Source organism: Thioclava nitratireducens (assembly GCF_001940525.2).
GTDB classification, from domain to species: domain Bacteria; phylum Pseudomonadota; class Alphaproteobacteria; order Rhodobacterales; family Rhodobacteraceae; genus Thioclava; species Thioclava nitratireducens.
Genome location: NZ_CP019437.1, coordinates 2,444,525 through 2,459,884, shown reverse-complemented (window position 1 = coordinate 2,459,884; position 15,360 = coordinate 2,444,525). Strand labels below are relative to the sequence as shown.

Annotated in this window: 17 protein-coding genes and 1 riboswitch; of the genes, 15 read left to right on the top strand and 2 right to left on the bottom strand. The window is 65.3% G+C overall.

The window, feature by feature from the left end:
* Positions 1–5: 5 nt before the first annotated feature.
* A complete protein-coding gene (gene cls, locus BMG03_RS11720; RefSeq protein WP_075774966.1) occupies positions 6–1,448 on the bottom strand; it encodes a cardiolipin synthase in 1,443 nt (480 codons plus the stop codon).
* Complete coding sequence (locus tag BMG03_RS11715) at positions 1,445–2,497, bottom strand: RluA family pseudouridine synthase (RefSeq protein ID WP_075774965.1); 1,053 nt, start codon at positions 2,495–2,497, stop codon at positions 1,445–1,447. Before BMG03_RS11715 ends, cls begins: the two co-directional genes overlap by 4 nt.
* Between BMG03_RS11715 and BMG03_RS11710 the strand changes: the two genes are divergently transcribed.
* From BMG03_RS11710 to BMG03_RS11640, 15 genes are all read left to right on the top strand, one after another.
* Entirely contained in the window at positions 2,496–2,831 is a 336-nt protein-coding gene (locus BMG03_RS11710) for a DUF6476 family protein (RefSeq protein ID WP_075774964.1), read from the top strand. The two genes, BMG03_RS11715 and BMG03_RS11710, sit on opposite strands and share 2 nt — an antisense overlap.
* A complete protein-coding gene (ybeY, locus tag BMG03_RS11705) occupies positions 2,821–3,318 on the top strand; it encodes an rRNA maturation RNase YbeY (protein ID WP_075774963.1) in 498 nt (165 codons plus the stop codon). Before BMG03_RS11710 ends, ybeY begins: the two co-directional genes overlap by 11 nt.
* 38 nt (positions 3,319–3,356) lie before the next feature.
* A complete protein-coding gene (locus tag BMG03_RS11700; RefSeq protein WP_075774962.1) occupies positions 3,357–4,247 on the top strand; it encodes a hemolysin family protein in 891 nt (296 codons plus the stop codon).
* Positions 4,248–4,265: 18 nt separating this feature from the next.
* Positions 4,266–5,822: an apolipoprotein N-acyltransferase gene (gene lnt / locus BMG03_RS11695; RefSeq protein WP_075774961.1), complete on the top strand. Its 1,557-nt coding sequence runs from the start codon at positions 4,266–4,268 to the stop codon at positions 5,820–5,822.
* 10 nt (positions 5,823–5,832) lie between these two features.
* Positions 5,833–5,882, top strand: a riboswitch (SAM-SAH riboswitch).
* Positions 5,883–5,889: 7 nt separating this feature from the next.
* Positions 5,890–7,056 (top strand): methionine adenosyltransferase, encoded by a 1,167-nt coding sequence (gene metK, locus BMG03_RS11690; RefSeq protein ID WP_075774960.1) that lies wholly within the window; start codon positions 5,890–5,892, stop codon positions 7,054–7,056.
* A gap of 210 nt (positions 7,057–7,266) precedes the next feature.
* Entirely contained in the window at positions 7,267–7,713 is a 447-nt protein-coding gene (locus tag BMG03_RS11685; RefSeq protein ID WP_075774959.1) for a DMT family transporter, read from the top strand.
* A gap of 33 nt (positions 7,714–7,746) precedes the next feature.
* Positions 7,747–8,493 (top strand): tRNA (guanine(46)-N(7))-methyltransferase TrmB, encoded by a 747-nt coding sequence (gene trmB / locus BMG03_RS11680; RefSeq protein ID WP_075774958.1) that lies wholly within the window; start codon positions 7,747–7,749, stop codon positions 8,491–8,493.
* Positions 8,494–8,552: 59 nt separating this feature from the next.
* On the top strand, positions 8,553–9,899 hold the full coding sequence (gene aroA, locus BMG03_RS11675) for a 3-phosphoshikimate 1-carboxyvinyltransferase (RefSeq protein ID WP_075774957.1): 1,347 nt from the start codon (positions 8,553–8,555) through the stop codon (positions 9,897–9,899).
* Positions 9,900–9,947: 48 nt separating this feature from the next.
* Positions 9,948–10,556: a (d)CMP kinase gene (locus tag BMG03_RS11670; protein WP_075774956.1), complete on the top strand. Its 609-nt coding sequence runs from the start codon at positions 9,948–9,950 to the stop codon at positions 10,554–10,556.
* 9 nt (positions 10,557–10,565) lie between these two features.
* Positions 10,566–11,132, top strand: a complete 567-nt coding sequence (locus BMG03_RS11665) for a hypothetical protein (protein ID WP_075774955.1) — start codon at positions 10,566–10,568, stop codon at positions 11,130–11,132.
* 96 nt (positions 11,133–11,228) lie between these two features.
* Positions 11,229–11,828 (top strand): glutathione peroxidase, encoded by a 600-nt coding sequence (locus tag BMG03_RS11660; RefSeq protein ID WP_077701238.1) that lies wholly within the window; start codon positions 11,229–11,231, stop codon positions 11,826–11,828.
* 197 nt (positions 11,829–12,025) lie between these two features.
* Positions 12,026–13,705, top strand: coding sequence for a 30S ribosomal protein S1 (gene rpsA / locus BMG03_RS11655; RefSeq protein WP_075774954.1), 1,680 nt, complete (start codon positions 12,026–12,028; stop codon positions 13,703–13,705).
* Positions 13,706–14,007: 302 nt separating this feature from the next.
* Positions 14,008–14,295, top strand: coding sequence for an integration host factor subunit beta (ihfB, locus tag BMG03_RS11650; RefSeq protein WP_075774953.1), 288 nt, complete (start codon positions 14,008–14,010; stop codon positions 14,293–14,295).
* Positions 14,296–14,301: 6 nt separating this feature from the next.
* Complete coding sequence (locus tag BMG03_RS11645) at positions 14,302–14,658, top strand: lipopolysaccharide assembly protein LapA domain-containing protein (RefSeq protein WP_233243041.1); 357 nt, start codon at positions 14,302–14,304, stop codon at positions 14,656–14,658.
* A 1-nt stretch (position 14,659) separates the two neighbouring features.
* Positions 14,660–15,346 (top strand): phosphoribosylanthranilate isomerase, encoded by a 687-nt coding sequence (locus BMG03_RS11640; RefSeq protein WP_075774952.1) that lies wholly within the window; start codon positions 14,660–14,662, stop codon positions 15,344–15,346.
* The last annotated feature ends 14 nt before the right edge of the window (positions 15,347–15,360 follow it).

The window sequence follows — 15,360 nt, the reverse complement described above, 5'->3', positions numbered from 1 at the left end:
ACGCTTCACAAGATCGGCGCGAGCACCGACATCAGGTTGTTGATGATTTTCCAGTGCAGGGGCCATTCCGCGATCCGCTCCGGTCCGACGCGGCGGGCCTGCGCGATCCAGTGGCGCTGGCGTTCGCCAAGTTCGAGACCGAGTTCGTGGTCCTCGATCAGCACGCAATTCTCGTAATTCAGCTCGAAGCTGCGGCGGTCGAGATTGGCCGAGCCGAGGATCGCGACGCGGCCATCGGCCAGCAGGGTCTTGGCGTGCAGCAGGCCCGGCCCGTGCTCCCAGATCTCGACGCCCGCCTCGGCCAGCACCGGGTAGAAGCTGCGCGCGGCATGGGCGACGAAGCGCGAGTCGTTGCGCCTCGGCACGATCACCTGCACTCGCACCCCCCGGCGCTTGGCGGCGCGCAGGGCGGAGGCGATTTCCTCGCCCGGCACGAAATAGGGGGTGGAGAGGGTCAGCGTCTCGCGCGCGGCCCCGATCACCGCAAGGAACACATCCGGCACCCCGCGCGTGTCCAGCATCGGCCCCGTGGCGAAGGCGACCGCCGTTCCGGGCCGCGCGGTCGGCGCGGCGGGAGTGGGGATCACGAGGTCCGAGATTTCCTCCCGGCTATGCGTCACCCAGTCGGTCGCGAAGATGTGCTGGTGCTGGGCGGCGAGCGGCCCCTCGATCCGCAGCATGACATCCTTCCACGGCGCGAAGCGCGCCTTGATGCGGAACTCCGGGTCGGCGATGTTGCGCGAACCGGTATAGGCCACATGCCCGTCGATCACGGCGAGCTTGCGGTGGTTGCGCAGGTCGATCCGCATCGTCGCGAGCTTGAACAGCGGCCAGCGGAAGGAAAAGGCGATCGCGGTCTTCACTCCGGCCTTCTTCATCGCCTTCCAGTGGCGCGACTTGATGAAGCCGCGCGCGCCCAGCCCGTCGACGAGGACGCGCACGGTCACCCCGCGTTCGGCCGCGCGGGTCAGCGCCTCGGCCATCGCGATGCCGGTCAGGTCTGTCAGCCAGATATAGGTGATGAGGTGCACGCTTCGGCTGGCGGCGTCGATATCGGCGATCAGCGGTTCGAGCTGATCGGCAGGGTCGGGCAGGAAGGCGATGGCATCGCCGCTACTCGGCGCGTAGCCGTTGATCGCGGCGGCCCGGGCGAAGGCTGCGCGATAGGCCGGGGAGATGGCTTCGAGGTCTGCGGGCTCGACCGGATCGGGGGCGGGCAGGGCGGCGACCGTCGCCTGCAGCTTGCGCGCGACGCGCTGGTTGAGCCGCGTCTCCCCGATCAGGATGTAGAGGATGACGCCGAGGAACGGCACCGACAGGATAAGCACCGTCCAGCTTGCGCGCACCGCGGGCGGCTTGTCGGGACGGGTGAACACGCGCAGCAGCGCGAGCGCCTGACTGCCGAAGTGAAACAGCAGCGTCAGAAGCTCCGCCCACCAGACGTTCACGGGGCGGTGCCGCCTGCAGGGGGCATGGAGGCGGCGCGCAGCGCGTCGATCAGGTCGGTCATGTCGTCGGGCAGGGGCGCCTCGAAGGACAGTTCCTCTCCGGTGACGGGATGAACGAAGCCAAGCGTCGCCGCGTGGAGCGCCTGACGCGGGAAGGCGCGGACGGCCTCTGCCGCAGCCGCGCCCACCGCTTTTTCCGAGATCTTGCGCTTGCCGCCATAGGTCTGATCGCCGATCAGCCCGTGACCCGCATAGGCCATATGGACGCGGATCTGATGGGTGCGCCCGGTCTCGAGCCAGCAATCGATCAGCGCCGCCGTTCCGTTGAAATCCTCGATCGTGCGGGCCCGGGTGACGGCATGCCGCCCGCCATGGGCCACCACCGCCTGTTTCTGCCGGTCGGTCTTGTGGCGGGCGAGTTGCGTGACGATCTTCAGCACGCCGCCTTGCTCGAAGCTGACGCCGTTCAGTCCGCGCAGCCGCGGATCGGAAGCCTGCGGGACGCCGTGGCAAAGCGCGCGGTAATGGCGATGAACCGTATGCGCCTCGAATTGCGCGGCGAGCCCGTGATGCGCCCGGTCCGATTTCGCGACGACGAGCAGCCCCGATGTGTCCTTGTCGATGCGGTGGACGATGCCGGGGCGCGCCTCGCCGCCGATCCCTGAGAGATTCCCGCCGAAATGGTGCAGCAGCGCGTTGACCAGCGTGCCTTCGGGCGTGCCCGGCGCGGGGTGGGTGACCATGCCCGCGGGCTTGTTCACGACGATCAGGTCGTCATCTTCCCACAGCACTTCCAGCGGAATGTCCTGCGCGACGGTCTCGACCTCTTTCGGAGGCTCCAGCGCGATCTGATAGACCTCGCCCTCGGCGACCTTGGTCTTCTGATCGGTCACGGCCACGCCCTCGCGGCTGACCGAGCCCTCCGCGATCAGTTTCGCCAGGCGCGAGCGCGAGAGCGCCGCTTCCTCTGGCACAGCCGCCGCCAAGGCCTTATCAAGGCGGGGACCCATGCCGGGTCCGATCTCGATGCTGAGGATTTCCTTATTCATGTCCGACCTGCCTGACGAAGAGCCTGCCACCACGCTGCCACCCGATCTTCGCTTTCTCAAGATACTGGTGACCACGCTTGCGGCGGTGATGATCGTCGGGCTTGTAGCGATCGTGGCGCTGCTTGTCATCCGCTTGCAGCAACCCAATCCGCTGCCGCAACTGCCCGCCGCGATCACGCTGCCCGAGGGCGCACAGGCCGAGGCCGTGACCTTCGCGCGCAACTATACTGTGGTGGTGACCGATGGGGGGCAGGTGTTGGTCTATGACAAGGCCGGGCAGAAGGTGGGCGATCTGACGCTTGGCACGGAAGGCGGGAATTCCGATGGAAATTGACCTCGAGATCGAAGACCCCCGCTGGGAGACGGTCGGGCTCGAAGACCTTATGACCCGCGCCGCGTCACTGGTGCTGGAGGATCGCGGAATCGAGGCTGAGCTCTGCCGCCTCTCGGTGCTCGCCTGCGACGATGCGCGCATCGCCGAGCTGAACGGCGAATATCGCGACAAGGCGAAGCCCACCAATGTGCTCAGCTGGCCCGCCGAAGAACGCGGCGCGGAAGAGCCCGGCGCCCATCCCGAACCGCCCGCGCCCGATGTCTTCGGTGAGATCGAGCTCGGCGACCTCGCGATCGCCTATGAAACCTGCGCCCGAGAGGCCGAAGAGCAAGGCAAATCCGTCGAAGATCACACGCTGCATCTGCTCATCCATGGGGTGCTGCACCTGTTGGGCTATGACCATATTCGCGACGAAGATGCGCAAGTTATGGAACAAATCGAAATCCGGCTTCTTGAAAGCGTAGGAATTCGTAACCCATATGTGTAAGACTAGGCGCATTCCGCGTCATCTTTCGGAAAGGAACAATGGGACAGGTCGCCGACGGAGTTACCTCCGCCAATACCGGTAGTTCGGAAAACGCAGAACCCGGTCAGTCTTCGGAGCCCGCTTCGCGCGGGTTGCTCAGCCGCTTTTTCGGGCAACGCCCAATGGAAGAAGAGGCCCCACAGGTAGAAATGCCGCCCAAACCCGCGCCAGCGCCGCTGGGGCTGGGGAACCTGCGCAAGATGCGGGTGGGCGATGTCGCCATCCCCAAAGTCGAGATCGAGGCCGTTCCGGTCTCCATCACCCGCGACGAGCTGGTGGAGAAGTTCCGCCAGCACGGCTATTCGCGCCTGCCGGTCTTCAAGGAAACGCTGGATACGCCTCTGGGCCTCGTCCACCTGAAAGACCTGGCGCTGGAATACGGCTTCGGATCGGGCAATGGCCGGTTCTCGCTGCGCAAGCTGATCCGTCCGCTCCTTTACGTGCCGCCGTCGATGCCGATCGGCGTGCTCTTGCAGAAGATGCAGGTGCAGCGCACCCATATGGCGCTGGTGATCGACGAATATGGCGGGGTCGACGGTCTGCTCACGCTAGAAGACCTGATCGAACAGGTGATCGGCGAGATCGAGGACGAGCATGACGAGGCCGACGACGCTTATTGGCGCGAGGAAAAGCCCGGCCAATGGGTCGTGCAGGCCCGCGCGCCGGTCAACGAGTTCGAAGCGCAGATCGGGATGCGGCTCTCTGACGAGGAGGCCGATGACGAGATCGATTCGATGGGCGGTCTGGTGTTCATGCAGCTTGGCCGGGTGCCCGCGCGCGGCGAGGTCGTGGTGACCGAGAACGGCGTGGAATACGAGGTGGTCGATGCCGATCCGCGCCGGATCAAACGTCTGCGCGTACGTCTGCCGGGAGTGGCGCCCGCCGAGTGAGCGGGCTATGACGCGCCCATGATCGCGACCATCCGAGAGGGCTTTCGCGCACCGTTGCGCCCGCGCTGGCAGAGCTTGGCTCTGGCAGCGCTTTTCGGTGTTCTGTTCGCCGCCGGGCAGGCGCCGCTCGGTCTGTGGTGGATCGCGCTGCCCACGCTGGCGGCCTCAGTCTGGTTCGCCTCCGCCGAACGCTGGCGCGCCTCCACGATCTGGATCGGGTTCGCCACCGGCTTCGGCTATGCGCTGGCCGCGATGTTCTGGATCGTCGAGCCTTTCATGGTCGAGGCCGATGTCTATGGCTGGATGGCGCCTTTCGCGCTGGTCCTGATGGCCGCAGGGATGGGCGCATTCTGGGCGATCGGATACGGGCTCGGGGCCTATGCGGGGCAGGGGCCGCGCTCGCGTGCGCTCGGGATCGCGCTTGGCATGGCGGCCTCGGATGCGCTGCGCTCCTACGTCTTCACCGGGTTTCCGTGGGTGCTGGTCGGCCATATCTGGATCGGCTCGCCCGTCGCGCAGGCGGCGGCCTTTGTCGGGCCGCTGGGGCTGAGCCTGATCACCCTGCTGATCGCAAGCGCGCCTGCGATGACGCGCGGGATGCGGATGCCTGCCGCCCTCGGGATCGTGGGCGCGGCGCTGGTCGGGCTGTGGCTCGGCGGGGTGGCGCGGCTCAACGCGCCGGTGGCGCCGAGGCCCGAGCCGATCACTCTGCGTCTGGTGCAGCCCAATGCGCCGCAGAACCTGAAATGGCTGCCGCAATACCGGATGAAATTCTTCCAGCGGCTGCTGGACCTGACGAAGGCCGATCCTGCGCCCGGCCAGCCCAAGCCCGACCTGATCGTCTGGCCCGAGACCGCGGTGCCGTTCCTGCTCGACCATCCGCAGGGCGGGCTCGAGATGTCGACCGAGGCGGCGGGTGGCATCCCGCTCGCGATGGGGGTGCAGCGCAGTGAAGGCAGCCGCTATTTCAACTCGCTCGCCGTCATCGCTCCCGACGACCGGGTCGAGGCGCTTTACGACAAATCCCATCTCGTGCCCTTCGGCGAATACATGCCCTTCGGCGATGCGCTGGCTAAGATCGGGATCACCGCCTTCGCGGCGCAGGTCGGCAATGGCTATTCGTCCGGGCCGGGGGAGAAGCTGCTCGATCTGGGCAAGCTCGGCCATGTTGCGCCGCTGATCTGCTACGAGGCGATCTTCCCGCAGGACCTGCGCGGCTTCCCGCAGCGGCCCGACTGGATCTTGCAGGTCACGAATGACGCGTGGTTCGGCACGCTCAGCGGGCCCTATCAGCATTTCGCGCAGGCGCGGCTCCGCGCGATCGAACAGGGCCTGCCGCTTGCGCGCGACGCCAATACCGGGGTCACTGCGATGATCGACGCCAAGGGGCGGATCACGGCGAGCCTCGGACTCGACCGGATGGGCAAGCTCGACGTGGCGCTGCCGCCAAGCCTGCCGCCGACGCTCTATTCCAAGCTGGGCGACGCACCGTTCATCGCGCTGATTGTTGCAGCTTTGGCGCTTCTTTCACTCTTTACGCGTATTTCGATTGACCCGACCGGCAGGCGCTCCTAGCTAGAAAGCCGAACCACCCCAACGGCTTCCTGACGGGGTGGGGATATCAACAACGGAGCACCCTTTCATGGCACGCGCGAATTACGTCTTCACCTCCGAATCCGTTTCGGAGGGGCATCCCGATAAGGTCTGTGACCGCATTTCGGATGCCGTTCTCGATACTTTCCTGGCTGCAGAGCCCAACGCGCGGGTCGCCTGCGAAACATTCGCGACGACCAATCAGGTCGTGGTCGGTGGCGAGGTCGGTCTGGCCGATAAAACCAAGCTCGCCGAATATCTCGAAGGCATCGACAAGATCGTGCGCGATTGCGTCAAGGATATCGGCTACGAGCAGGACGAGTTCCACTGGGCGACGCTGAAAGTCGCGAACTTCCTGCACCCGCAATCGGCCCATATCTCTCAGGGCGTCGACAAGGATGGGGCCGGCGATCAGGGGATCATGTTCGGCTTCGCCGCCGATGAGACCCCCGAACTGATGCCCGCGCCGATCCATTATTCGCACGCGATCCTGCGCCGTCTGGCCGAAGCGCGCAAATCCGGCGCCGAGCCCGAGCTGCGCCCCGACGCGAAATCGCAGCTGTCTGTGCGCTACGAGAATGGCCGCCCCGTCGGCGTGAGCCAGATCGTGCTTTCGACCCAGCATGCCCACGAGCATCAGACCTCGGATGATATCCGCGCGATCGTCGAGCCTTACATCCGCGAGACGCTGCCCGAAGGCTGGATCACCGACGAGACCGAATGGTGGGTGAACCCGACCGGCACCTTCGTGATCGGCGGTCCGGATGGCGATGCGGGCCTCACCGGGCGCAAGATCATCGTGGACACCTATGGCGGCTCGGCCCCGCATGGCGGCGGCGCGTTCTCGGGCAAGGACCCGACCAAGGTGGACCGTTCGGCGGCCTATGCGGCGCGCTATCTGGCGAAGAACGTGGTGGCGGCAGGCATGGCGCGCAAATGCGTGATTCAGGTGTCCTACGCGATCGGCGTGGCGAAACCGCTGTCGATCTATGTCGACACGTTCGGCACCGGCGAAGTGCCCGACGAGGTGATCGAGAAAGCCGTGGCGCAAGTGATGGACCTGACGCCGAAAGGCATCCGCGAGACGCTCGATCTTTGCAAGCCGATCTACGAGCGCACCGCGGCCTATGGCCATTTCGGTCGCGCCCCGGAGGCCGATGGCGGCTTCTCCTGGGAGAAGACCGATCTGGTCGAGGCGCTGAAGAAGGCGGTCTGAGGCGAGAGCTTTCAGGAATTTGCGACGGGCAGGGGGAACCTCTGCCCGTTTGCTTTTGCGGGGATGGTGCTGAGCGGCGGGTGCGGCCTTGAGGCTGGTCGTCCAACGCGGTTCGTGCGCGCAGACGAGCAGACCGAACGCTTCGCGATCCAGCTTGCGCCTTCCGACCTTCCGCGCCACTCTCCGCCGCAAAACAACAGGAGACAGACCATGCCCGACGCCCTGCGCTATGCCGCCATCATGCTTGCCGCCGGGATCGGGATTCCGGTGCTGGCCGCACTCAACGCCCAGCTTGGCGCGCGGATCGCATCGCCTGCGGTCGCGGCGGTCGTCCTGTTCTGCGTTGCGCTGTCGGGTGCGGTGATCGTGATGCTCTTCACCGTCGGTCCCGCGCCGCTCGCACGTCTGCCGGGGCAGCCTTGGTATCTGTTTCTCGCGGGGCTCCTCGTTGCCTTCTACGTGATCTCGATCACCTTCATCGCGCCGAAATTCGGGGTCGGCAATGCGGTGTTCTTCGTGCTGCTGGGCCAGATGATCGCCGCCGCCGCGATCGACCAGTTCGGACTGTTTGGCGCGTTGGTCCGGCCGATCACTCTGATGCGCGGGGCGGGGATCGGTTTCATGTGCCTGGGGCTGTTCCTCATTCAGAAGGCTTGAACCTTTCGAGAGACGCCGCTAGAGGCCCCTCCCATGAGCGAGAATGACACCCCCGAACAGCCCTGGCGCAACTTCTATGGTCGCCGCCACGGCAAGACGTTGAACAAGGCGCAGAAGGAATATCTGCGCGAGGACCTGCCGGGCCGTCTGCCCGGTCCCGTCGGTTGGGAGGAGAACCCCGACCGCGAGCCGCTCGACATGGAGACGCGGTTCAAGGGCAAGCCGGTCTGGCTTGAAGTGGGCTTCGGAGGGGGTGAACATCTCGCCCACATGGCGCAGACCTATCCGGACGTGGAATTCATCGGCTGCGAGCCTTTCGTCAATGGCGTGGCGATGCTCTTGGGTAAGCTGCGGCGCGAGAAAATACCGAATGTCTCGGTCCATCCCGGCGATGCGCGCGACCTGATGGATGTGCTGCCCGAGGGCTCGATCTCGAAGGCGTTTCTCCTCTACCCAGACCCGTGGCCGAAATCGAAGCACCATCGTCGGCGCTTCGTGACGCAGGAGCATCTCGAACCGCTGCACCGCGCGCTGAAACCGGGATCGGAATTCCGCGTGGCGACCGACATCCCCGACTATGTCCGCCAGACGGTCGAGGAAGTCCCGCAGGCCGGATTCGAGCCGCTGTTCGAGGTGCCCGCCGCCTTCGATTTCGACGATCCGCAGCCGGTTTCCGGCGATTGGGATACACCGTGGGCGGACTGGCTCTCGACGCGCTACGAACAGAAAGCGCTGCGTGAGGGCCGCAAGCCGCATTACCTGACCTATCGGCGGATCTGAGCCCTTCCGCCTCCCGCCAGATCGCGCTAACAGGGGCGCGTTGAAATTAGGGAGGCATCATGTCCGGCCACGGCACACCGATCAAAATGACCTCGCACGCCTGCGGTCCCCTCAAGGGCACGGCGGAGGTTCCCGGCGACAAGTCGATCAGCCATCGCGCGCTGATCCTCGGCGCGCTCTCGGTGGGCGAGACGAAGATCACCGGCCTGCTCGAAGGCGAAGACGTGCTCGACACGGCCAAGGCGATGCGCGCCTTCGGCGCCGAGGTCACGCAGCACGGCCCCGGCAGCTGGTCGGTGCATGGCGTGGGCGTGGGCGGCTTTGCCGAGCCTGAGGATGTCATCGATTGCGGCAATTCCGGCACCGGCGTGCGCCTGATCATGGGCGCGATGGCGACCTCGCCGATCGTGGCGACCTTCACCGGCGACGGGTCTTTGCGCAAACGCCCGATGGGCCGCGTCACCGATCCGATCCGGCTGTTCGGGGCGCAGGCTTTCGGGCGTCATGGTGGGCGACTGCCGATGACCATCCTCGGCGCGCCGAGCCCCGCTCCCGTGCGCTACGCGACGCCGATGGCCTCTGCGCAGGTGAAATCGGCGGTGCTGCTGGCGGGTCTGAACGCGCCGGGTCAGACCGTCGTGATCGAGAAGACCCCGACCCGCGATCATACCGAGCGAATGCTGCGCGGCTTCGGTGCCGAGATCACGACGGAAGTGACCGATCAGGGCCATGTGATCACGTTGCAGGGCCAGCCTGAGTTGAAGGCTCAGGAGGTCGCCGTGCCGCGCGATCCGTCTTCGGCGGCCTTCCCGGTCTGCGCTGCGCTGATCGTGCCGGGCTCGGAGATCGTGGTGCCGGGCGTCAGCCAGAACCCGACCCGCAACGGGATCTTCATCACGTTGCGCGAGATGGGCGCGGACCTGACCTTCGAGAACGAGCGCGAAGAGGGCGGCGAGCCGGTGGCCGATCTGCGCGTGCGCTATTCCAAGCTGCACGGGATCGACGTGCCCGCCGAGCGCGCCTCGGCGCAGATCGACGAATATCCCGTTCTTTCGGTCGTCGCAGCCTTTGCCGAAGGCGTGACGCGCATGCCCGGCGTGCATGAGCTGCGCGTCAAGGAAAGCGACCGGATCGACGCGATGGCGCGCGGGCTGGAAGCCAACGGCGTCAAGATCGAGGAAGACGAGGATACGCTGATCGTGCATGGCTGCGGACCCGAAGGCGTGCCGGGCGGCGGCACCGCGGTGACCCATCTCGACCACCGCATCGCGATGAGCTTCATGGTACTGGGCATGGCTGCGCAGAAGCCGGTCTCGGTCGATGACGGCTCGCCCATTGCAACCTCCTTCCCGATCTTCGAAGATTTGATGGCGCAGCTGGGTGCGGAGATCGTCCGCGAAGGCTGAGCCGGGCAGGGCGGCTGTCCGCGTCGCTGTGAGAAGAAAGGACCGTTCATGCGCTTTACCGTCGCCATCGATGGCCCCGCCGCGGCCGGCAAGGGCACGATCAGCCGCGCCGTGGCCGAGCAGTTTGGGCTGGCGCATCTTGATACCGGTGCACTCTATCGCGCGGTCGGCATGAAATCCGAGACCGAGGGGCTGGAGCCCATCGCCGCGGCCAAGGCGCTCCGCCCCGAGGATCTGGAGCGCGACGATCTGCGCACGATGGAAGCGGGGCAGGCGGCCTCGATCGTCGCCGCGATCCCGGAGGTGCGCGCGGCTCTGGTGGCGTTTCAGCGCGATTTCGCGGCGCGAGAGGGCGGTGCGGTGCTCGACGGGCGCGACATCGGCACGGTGATCTGCCCGCAGGCGGAGGTGAAGCTGTTCGTCACCGCCTCGCCGGAGGTGCGCGCGCATCGGCGCTGGCTCGAGCTCGGCGGCGACGAGGCAGATGTGCTCGAACAGGTGCGCGAGCGCGACGCCCGCGACATGGGCCGCGCCGACAGCCCGCTGCGCCCGGCCGTGGATGCGCTCGTGATCGACACGTCGGATCTCAGCATCGAAGAGGCCGTCGCCCGTGCCGCCGATCAGATCGAGGCCCGCCGCGCGGGCGATCTGGACTAGGGGGCAGGGATGCTGCGCTGGGGGCTCCTCTTGCTGGTTCTTGCCTCTCAGGCGACCGCCGAGGAGCGCCCGCAGGGCCTGTTATGGAGCGAGACGGACCTGCCGCGCACCATGCCGTTGCAGATCAAATCCGCCCCGGATCGCGATCTCTACATCGTGCTGCGCGATGCCATGACCGGGCAGGACGTGATGGGGGCCTATGCGCAGGGTGGGGAGTTCTTTCGCCTGTTGGTGCCGCCGGGCCGGTTCGAGCTGCAGGTGGCGCTTGGACCTGCCGAGGATTGGAAAGGCGGTGCGACGCTCTTCGGTCCCGACACCGAGCGCTTGCGCCTCGATCCGCCGCTCGATTTCGGCGTCACGGGCTTCGCGCGAAAGGGCGGGCATCTGGTCGATCTGAGCGATCTGGGGGCGATAGCGCAGAAAAGCCTCGGAATTTGCCAGCGCCTCGCGCTCGATTTCGACAGCGTGACCACCGCACCGGAAGCGGTGCGCCCTGGCGTAAAGCCCCGTGATCCCATGGAAATACCAGAATTCCCGGTGCCGAAATATCGCCGCGTCGATCGCATTTGCGATTGAGGAAAAGAAACATCCGAAATATATAATCACGAAATGGTGAACCTTTTCCCGCCTCGCTGCGTTAGCGGTACGTGAAAACTACATGAGGAAGGTCCGATGCGCTTGCCCCTGGCTTTGGCCTGCATCTGTCTTGGCGCCGCGTCCCTGACCGCTCCGGCGCGGGCCGACAGTCCGCTTCCCGAACCGCTCCGGGTCAAGGCGCACTCCGCGACGCCGGTGCCCGGCGATCTGTCCTTCGATCTGGTCGAAGGCGGAAAAGTGTCGCTCTCCGATTTTCGTGGCAAGGTCGTGCTCGTGGTCAATACCGCATCCAAATGCGGCTTCGCGCCCCAGTTCACCGAGTTGCAGAAACTGTCCGAGACCTACGGACGCGACGGGCTGGTCGTTCTGACCGTGCCCTCGAACGATTTCCATCAGGAACTCTCCACCGCGCAGGAGGCCAAGCGCTATTGCGCGTTGACCTTCGGGGCCGAGTTGCCGATGGCGCAGCTGGCCAAGGTGAAGGGGCCGCAGGCGCATCCGTTCTACCGCTACATGCATGACACCGAGGGGTTCGAGCCGAGCTGGAACTTCAACAAGGTGCTGCTGGGCCGCGACGGATCGTTGATCGCGACCTATCCCGCCAGCGCGACCCCGCTTTCGTCGTGGATGCTGGGCGACGTCAAGGCCGCTCTCGCCAGTGCGAGCCACGGTTGAGCGAGAGGCCGCCACGGCCTGCTCAGGACGCAATAAATGCTTGCGATAATGGTTGATCGCGCCTATATCGGCGCGGTCTGAGGCAGGTCGGGACTCACCCGGCCTGTGCGCTATTGCAGCACGGACATTCCAACGAAAGACCGGCGGAGCCAACCGCAAGGCCAGAAAACCGAAGATGAAAAGGAAAATCTGAACGCATGTCGCAAAATGCAACCATGGACGAATTCGAAGCCCTTCTGAACGAGAGCCTCGAAATCGACACCCCGAACGAAGGTTCGGTTGTTAAAGGCAAGGTCATCGCCATCGAGGCGGGCCAGGCCATCATCGATGTCGGCTACAAAATGGAAGGCCGCGTCGAACTGAAAGAATTCGCCAACCCCGGCGAGGCTCCGCAGATCGAAGTCGGCGACGAAGTCGAAGTGTATCTCGACCGTGTCGAGAACGCCCGCGGCGAAGCCGTGATCTCGCGTGAGAAAGCCCGCCGCGAAGAGGCATGGGATCGTCTCGAAGCAGCTTACGCCAAGGAAGAGCGCGTCGAAGGCGCCATCTTCGGTCGCGTCAAAGGCGGCTTCACCGTCGATCTGGGCGGCGCTGTCGCGTTCCTGCCCGGCTCGCAAGTTGACGTGCGCCCGGTGCGCGACGCTGGCCCGCTCATGGGTCTCAAGCAGCCGTTCCAAATCCTCAAGATGGACCGTCGTCGTGGCAACATCGTTGTCTCGCGTCGTGCGATCCTCGAAGAGAGCCGCGCCGAACAGCGCGCCGAAGTCATCGCCAACCTCTCCGAAGGTCAGGTCGTCGATGGTGTGGTCAAGAACATCACCGAATACGGTGCGTTCGTTGATCTGGGCGGCGTCGACGGTCTGCTGCACGTCACCGACATGGCATGGCGCCGCGTGAACCACCCGTCCGAGATCCTGTCGATCGGCGAGACCGTCAAGGTCCAGGTCGTCAAGATCAACAAGGAAACCCACCGCATCTCGCTCGGCATGAAGCAGCTGCAGTCGGATCCGTGGGACTCGGTGGAATCGAAGTACGCTCTGGGTTCGGTGCATACCGGCCGCGTGACCAACATTACCGACTACGGCGCGTTCGTCGAGCTGGAGCCGGGTGTCGAAGGTCTCGTGCACGTGTCCGAGATGTCCTGGACCAAGAAGAACGTCCACCCCGGCAAGATCGTCTCGACGAGCCAGGAAGTCGACGTCATGGTCCTCGAGATCGACACCGCGAAGCGCCGCGTCTCGCTGGGTCTCAAGCAGACCATGCGCAACCCGTGGGAAGTCTTCGCAGAGACCCACCCGGTCGGCACCGTCATCGAAGGCGAAGTCAAGAACATCACCGAGTTCGGTCTGTTCGTTGGCCTCGAGAACGACATCGACGGTATGGTTCACCTCTCGGACCTCAGCTGGGAACAGCGTGGCGAGGATGCGATCCAGGATTACCGCAAAGGCGACATGGTCAAGGCCGCTGTCACCGAAGTGGACACCGACAAGGAGCGTATCTCGCTCTCGATCAAGGCGCTCGACGCCGACACGTTCTCGGATGCCGTTGACGGCGTGAAGCGTGGTTCGATCGTGACCGTGACCGTGACCGCGATCGAAGACGGTGGCGTCGAGGTGGAATACAACGGCATGAAGTCGTTCATCCGCCGTTCGGACCTCGCCCGCGATCGTGCCGACCAGCGCCCCGAGCGCTTCCAGGTTGGCGATCACGTCGATGTCCGCGTGACCAACGTCGACTCCAAGACCCGCAAGCTGGGTGTGTCGATCAAGGCGCGCGAGATCGCTGAAGAGAAAGAAGCCGTGGAACAGTACGGCTCGTCGGACTCGGGTGCGTCGCTGGGCGACATCCTGGGCGCCGCGCTCAAGGGCGACAAGTAAGAGATCGGACCGCTCGGTCCATCCGGAGGCCCCGCCGTTTGGCGGGGCCTTTTTCGTTCCTGCAAAGGCTTGGCGATGTGCAACAGCGATTCGCGCACAGGGTGACGCGTGGGCGGGCGATCGGCCAATTTTCTGCGATTGCGAAGGCGGTTCTATCGGCGGCAGACCGCTAGGGGCTCGATTTTACGTGGATTTTCCGGGTCTTTGCTGTTCCGCGCTGACCCGATTGGTCCTATAATTGCACTCTGACGCATGTGAGAGCCGGGAGCTCACCCGGCCAAGCCCGTGGGGGAGATAACAAGATGATCCGCTCTGAGTTGATCACGAAGATTGCCGAGGAGAATCCGCATCTTTACCAGCGGGATGTCGAGAAGATCGTGAACACGATCTTCGACGAGATCACCGAGGCGCTCGCCTCGGGCGACCGCGTCGAGCTGCGCGGCTTCGGGGCTTTTTCCGTCAAGAAGCGCGACGCGCGCACCGGTCGGAACCCGCGCACCGGCGAAGCGGTTGAGGTCGAGGAAAAACATGTACCCTTCTTCAAGACCGGTAAGCTGCTGCGCGACCGGCTGAACGGGAAAGAGGAATAAGAGCTAATGATTCGAGCGCTTCGGCTGCTGTTTCTCGGCCTGCTCGCCGTGGTCCTGATCGGACTGGCGCTGGCCAATCGTCAAATCGTCACGCTGCGGGTGCTGCCGCTCGAGGCGGGCAGCTTCCTTGGCTGGGACTGGGCTGTTCAGGTGCCGCTGTTCCTCGTGATCCTCGCGGGCGTTCTGATCGGCCTGCTGATCGGTTTCGTCTGGGAATGGGCGCGCGAGGCGCGTCTGCGCCGCGATGCCCGCCAGTCGCACCGCAAGGCCCGCAAGCTCGAGGCGGAGGTTCAGACCCTGCGCCACGACAAGACCGGCCCGAAGGACGACGTGCTGGCGCTGCTCGACCAGCCCTCGCGCTGAGATGCCGACCGTCGCCATAGACCGCAACGCGCAGGGTCTCGCCCGGGTCAAGATCTGCGGGCTGCGCAAGGCCGAGGATATCGCCGCCGCCGTCGAGGCGGGGGCGCGCTATGTTGGCTTCGTTTTCTTCCCGAAATCCCCGCGTCATCTGGAGATCGCCGAGGCGCGCGAGTTGGCGCAGGAGGTGGAACCCGGCATCGCCAAGGTTGGCCTGGTTGTGAACCCGAGCGACGAGCTTCTCACCGAGATCACGGAGGCCGTGCCGCTTGACATGATCCAGCTTCACGGCTCCGAGACGCCGGAGCGGGTATCCGAGATCCGCGCCAAGTTCGGTCTGCCCGTAATGAAGGCGGTGGGCGTCGCGGATGCGGCCGATCTGCCGAAGATCGCGGACTATGAGGCGGTGGCCGACCAGATTCTGCTCGATGCCAAGCCGCCGAAAGAGGCGGAGCTTCCGGGCGGTAACGGGCTTTCCTTCGACTGGCGGCTGATCGCCGGGCGCAAATGGGAAAAACCGTGGATGCTGGCCGGAGGGCTGACGCCCGAAAACGTGGCCGAAGCGATCCTGCTGGCCGGCGCGCGGCAGGTCGATGTCTCTTCCGGGGTGGAAAGCGCGCCGGGCGTGAAAGACCCCGAGAAAATCCGCGCCTTCGTCCACGCCGCGCGTCAGGGGGCCGACGGGGCGTAGCCGGGCCCGGCGCA

What these genes read in the sequence shown, in the direction of transcription:
- BMG03_RS11710 (WP_075774964.1), top strand. Translation starts at nt 2,496, where the DNA reads ATGTCCGACCTGCCTGACGAAGAGCCTGCCACCACGCTGCCACCCGAT.
- BMG03_RS11715 (WP_075774965.1), bottom strand. Translation starts at nt 2,497, where the DNA reads ATGAATAAGGAAATCCTCAGCATCGAGATCGGACCCGGCATGGGTCCC.
- ybeY (WP_075774963.1), top strand. Translation starts at nt 2,821, where the DNA reads ATGGAAATTGACCTCGAGATCGAAGACCCCCGCTGGGAGACGGTCGGG.
- BMG03_RS11700 (WP_075774962.1), top strand. Translation starts at nt 3,357, where the DNA reads ATGGGACAGGTCGCCGACGGAGTTACCTCCGCCAATACCGGTAGTTCG.
- lnt (WP_075774961.1), top strand. Translation starts at nt 4,266, where the DNA reads ATGATCGCGACCATCCGAGAGGGCTTTCGCGCACCGTTGCGCCCGCGC.
- metK (WP_075774960.1), top strand. Translation starts at nt 5,890, where the DNA reads ATGGCACGCGCGAATTACGTCTTCACCTCCGAATCCGTTTCGGAGGGG.
- BMG03_RS11685 (WP_075774959.1), top strand. Translation starts at nt 7,267, where the DNA reads ATGCCCGACGCCCTGCGCTATGCCGCCATCATGCTTGCCGCCGGGATC.
- trmB (WP_075774958.1), top strand. Translation starts at nt 7,747, where the DNA reads ATGAGCGAGAATGACACCCCCGAACAGCCCTGGCGCAACTTCTATGGT.
- aroA (WP_075774957.1), top strand. Translation starts at nt 8,553, where the DNA reads ATGTCCGGCCACGGCACACCGATCAAAATGACCTCGCACGCCTGCGGT.
- BMG03_RS11670 (WP_075774956.1), top strand. Translation starts at nt 9,948, where the DNA reads ATGCGCTTTACCGTCGCCATCGATGGCCCCGCCGCGGCCGGCAAGGGC.
- BMG03_RS11665 (WP_075774955.1), top strand. Translation starts at nt 10,566, where the DNA reads ATGCTGCGCTGGGGGCTCCTCTTGCTGGTTCTTGCCTCTCAGGCGACC.
- BMG03_RS11660 (WP_077701238.1), top strand. Translation starts at nt 11,229, where the DNA reads ATGCGCTTGCCCCTGGCTTTGGCCTGCATCTGTCTTGGCGCCGCGTCC.
- rpsA (WP_075774954.1), top strand. Translation starts at nt 12,026, where the DNA reads ATGTCGCAAAATGCAACCATGGACGAATTCGAAGCCCTTCTGAACGAG.
- ihfB (WP_075774953.1), top strand. Translation starts at nt 14,008, where the DNA reads ATGATCCGCTCTGAGTTGATCACGAAGATTGCCGAGGAGAATCCGCAT.
- BMG03_RS11645 (WP_233243041.1), top strand. Translation starts at nt 14,302, where the DNA reads ATGATTCGAGCGCTTCGGCTGCTGTTTCTCGGCCTGCTCGCCGTGGTC.
- BMG03_RS11640 (WP_075774952.1), top strand. Translation starts at nt 14,660, where the DNA reads ATGCCGACCGTCGCCATAGACCGCAACGCGCAGGGTCTCGCCCGGGTC.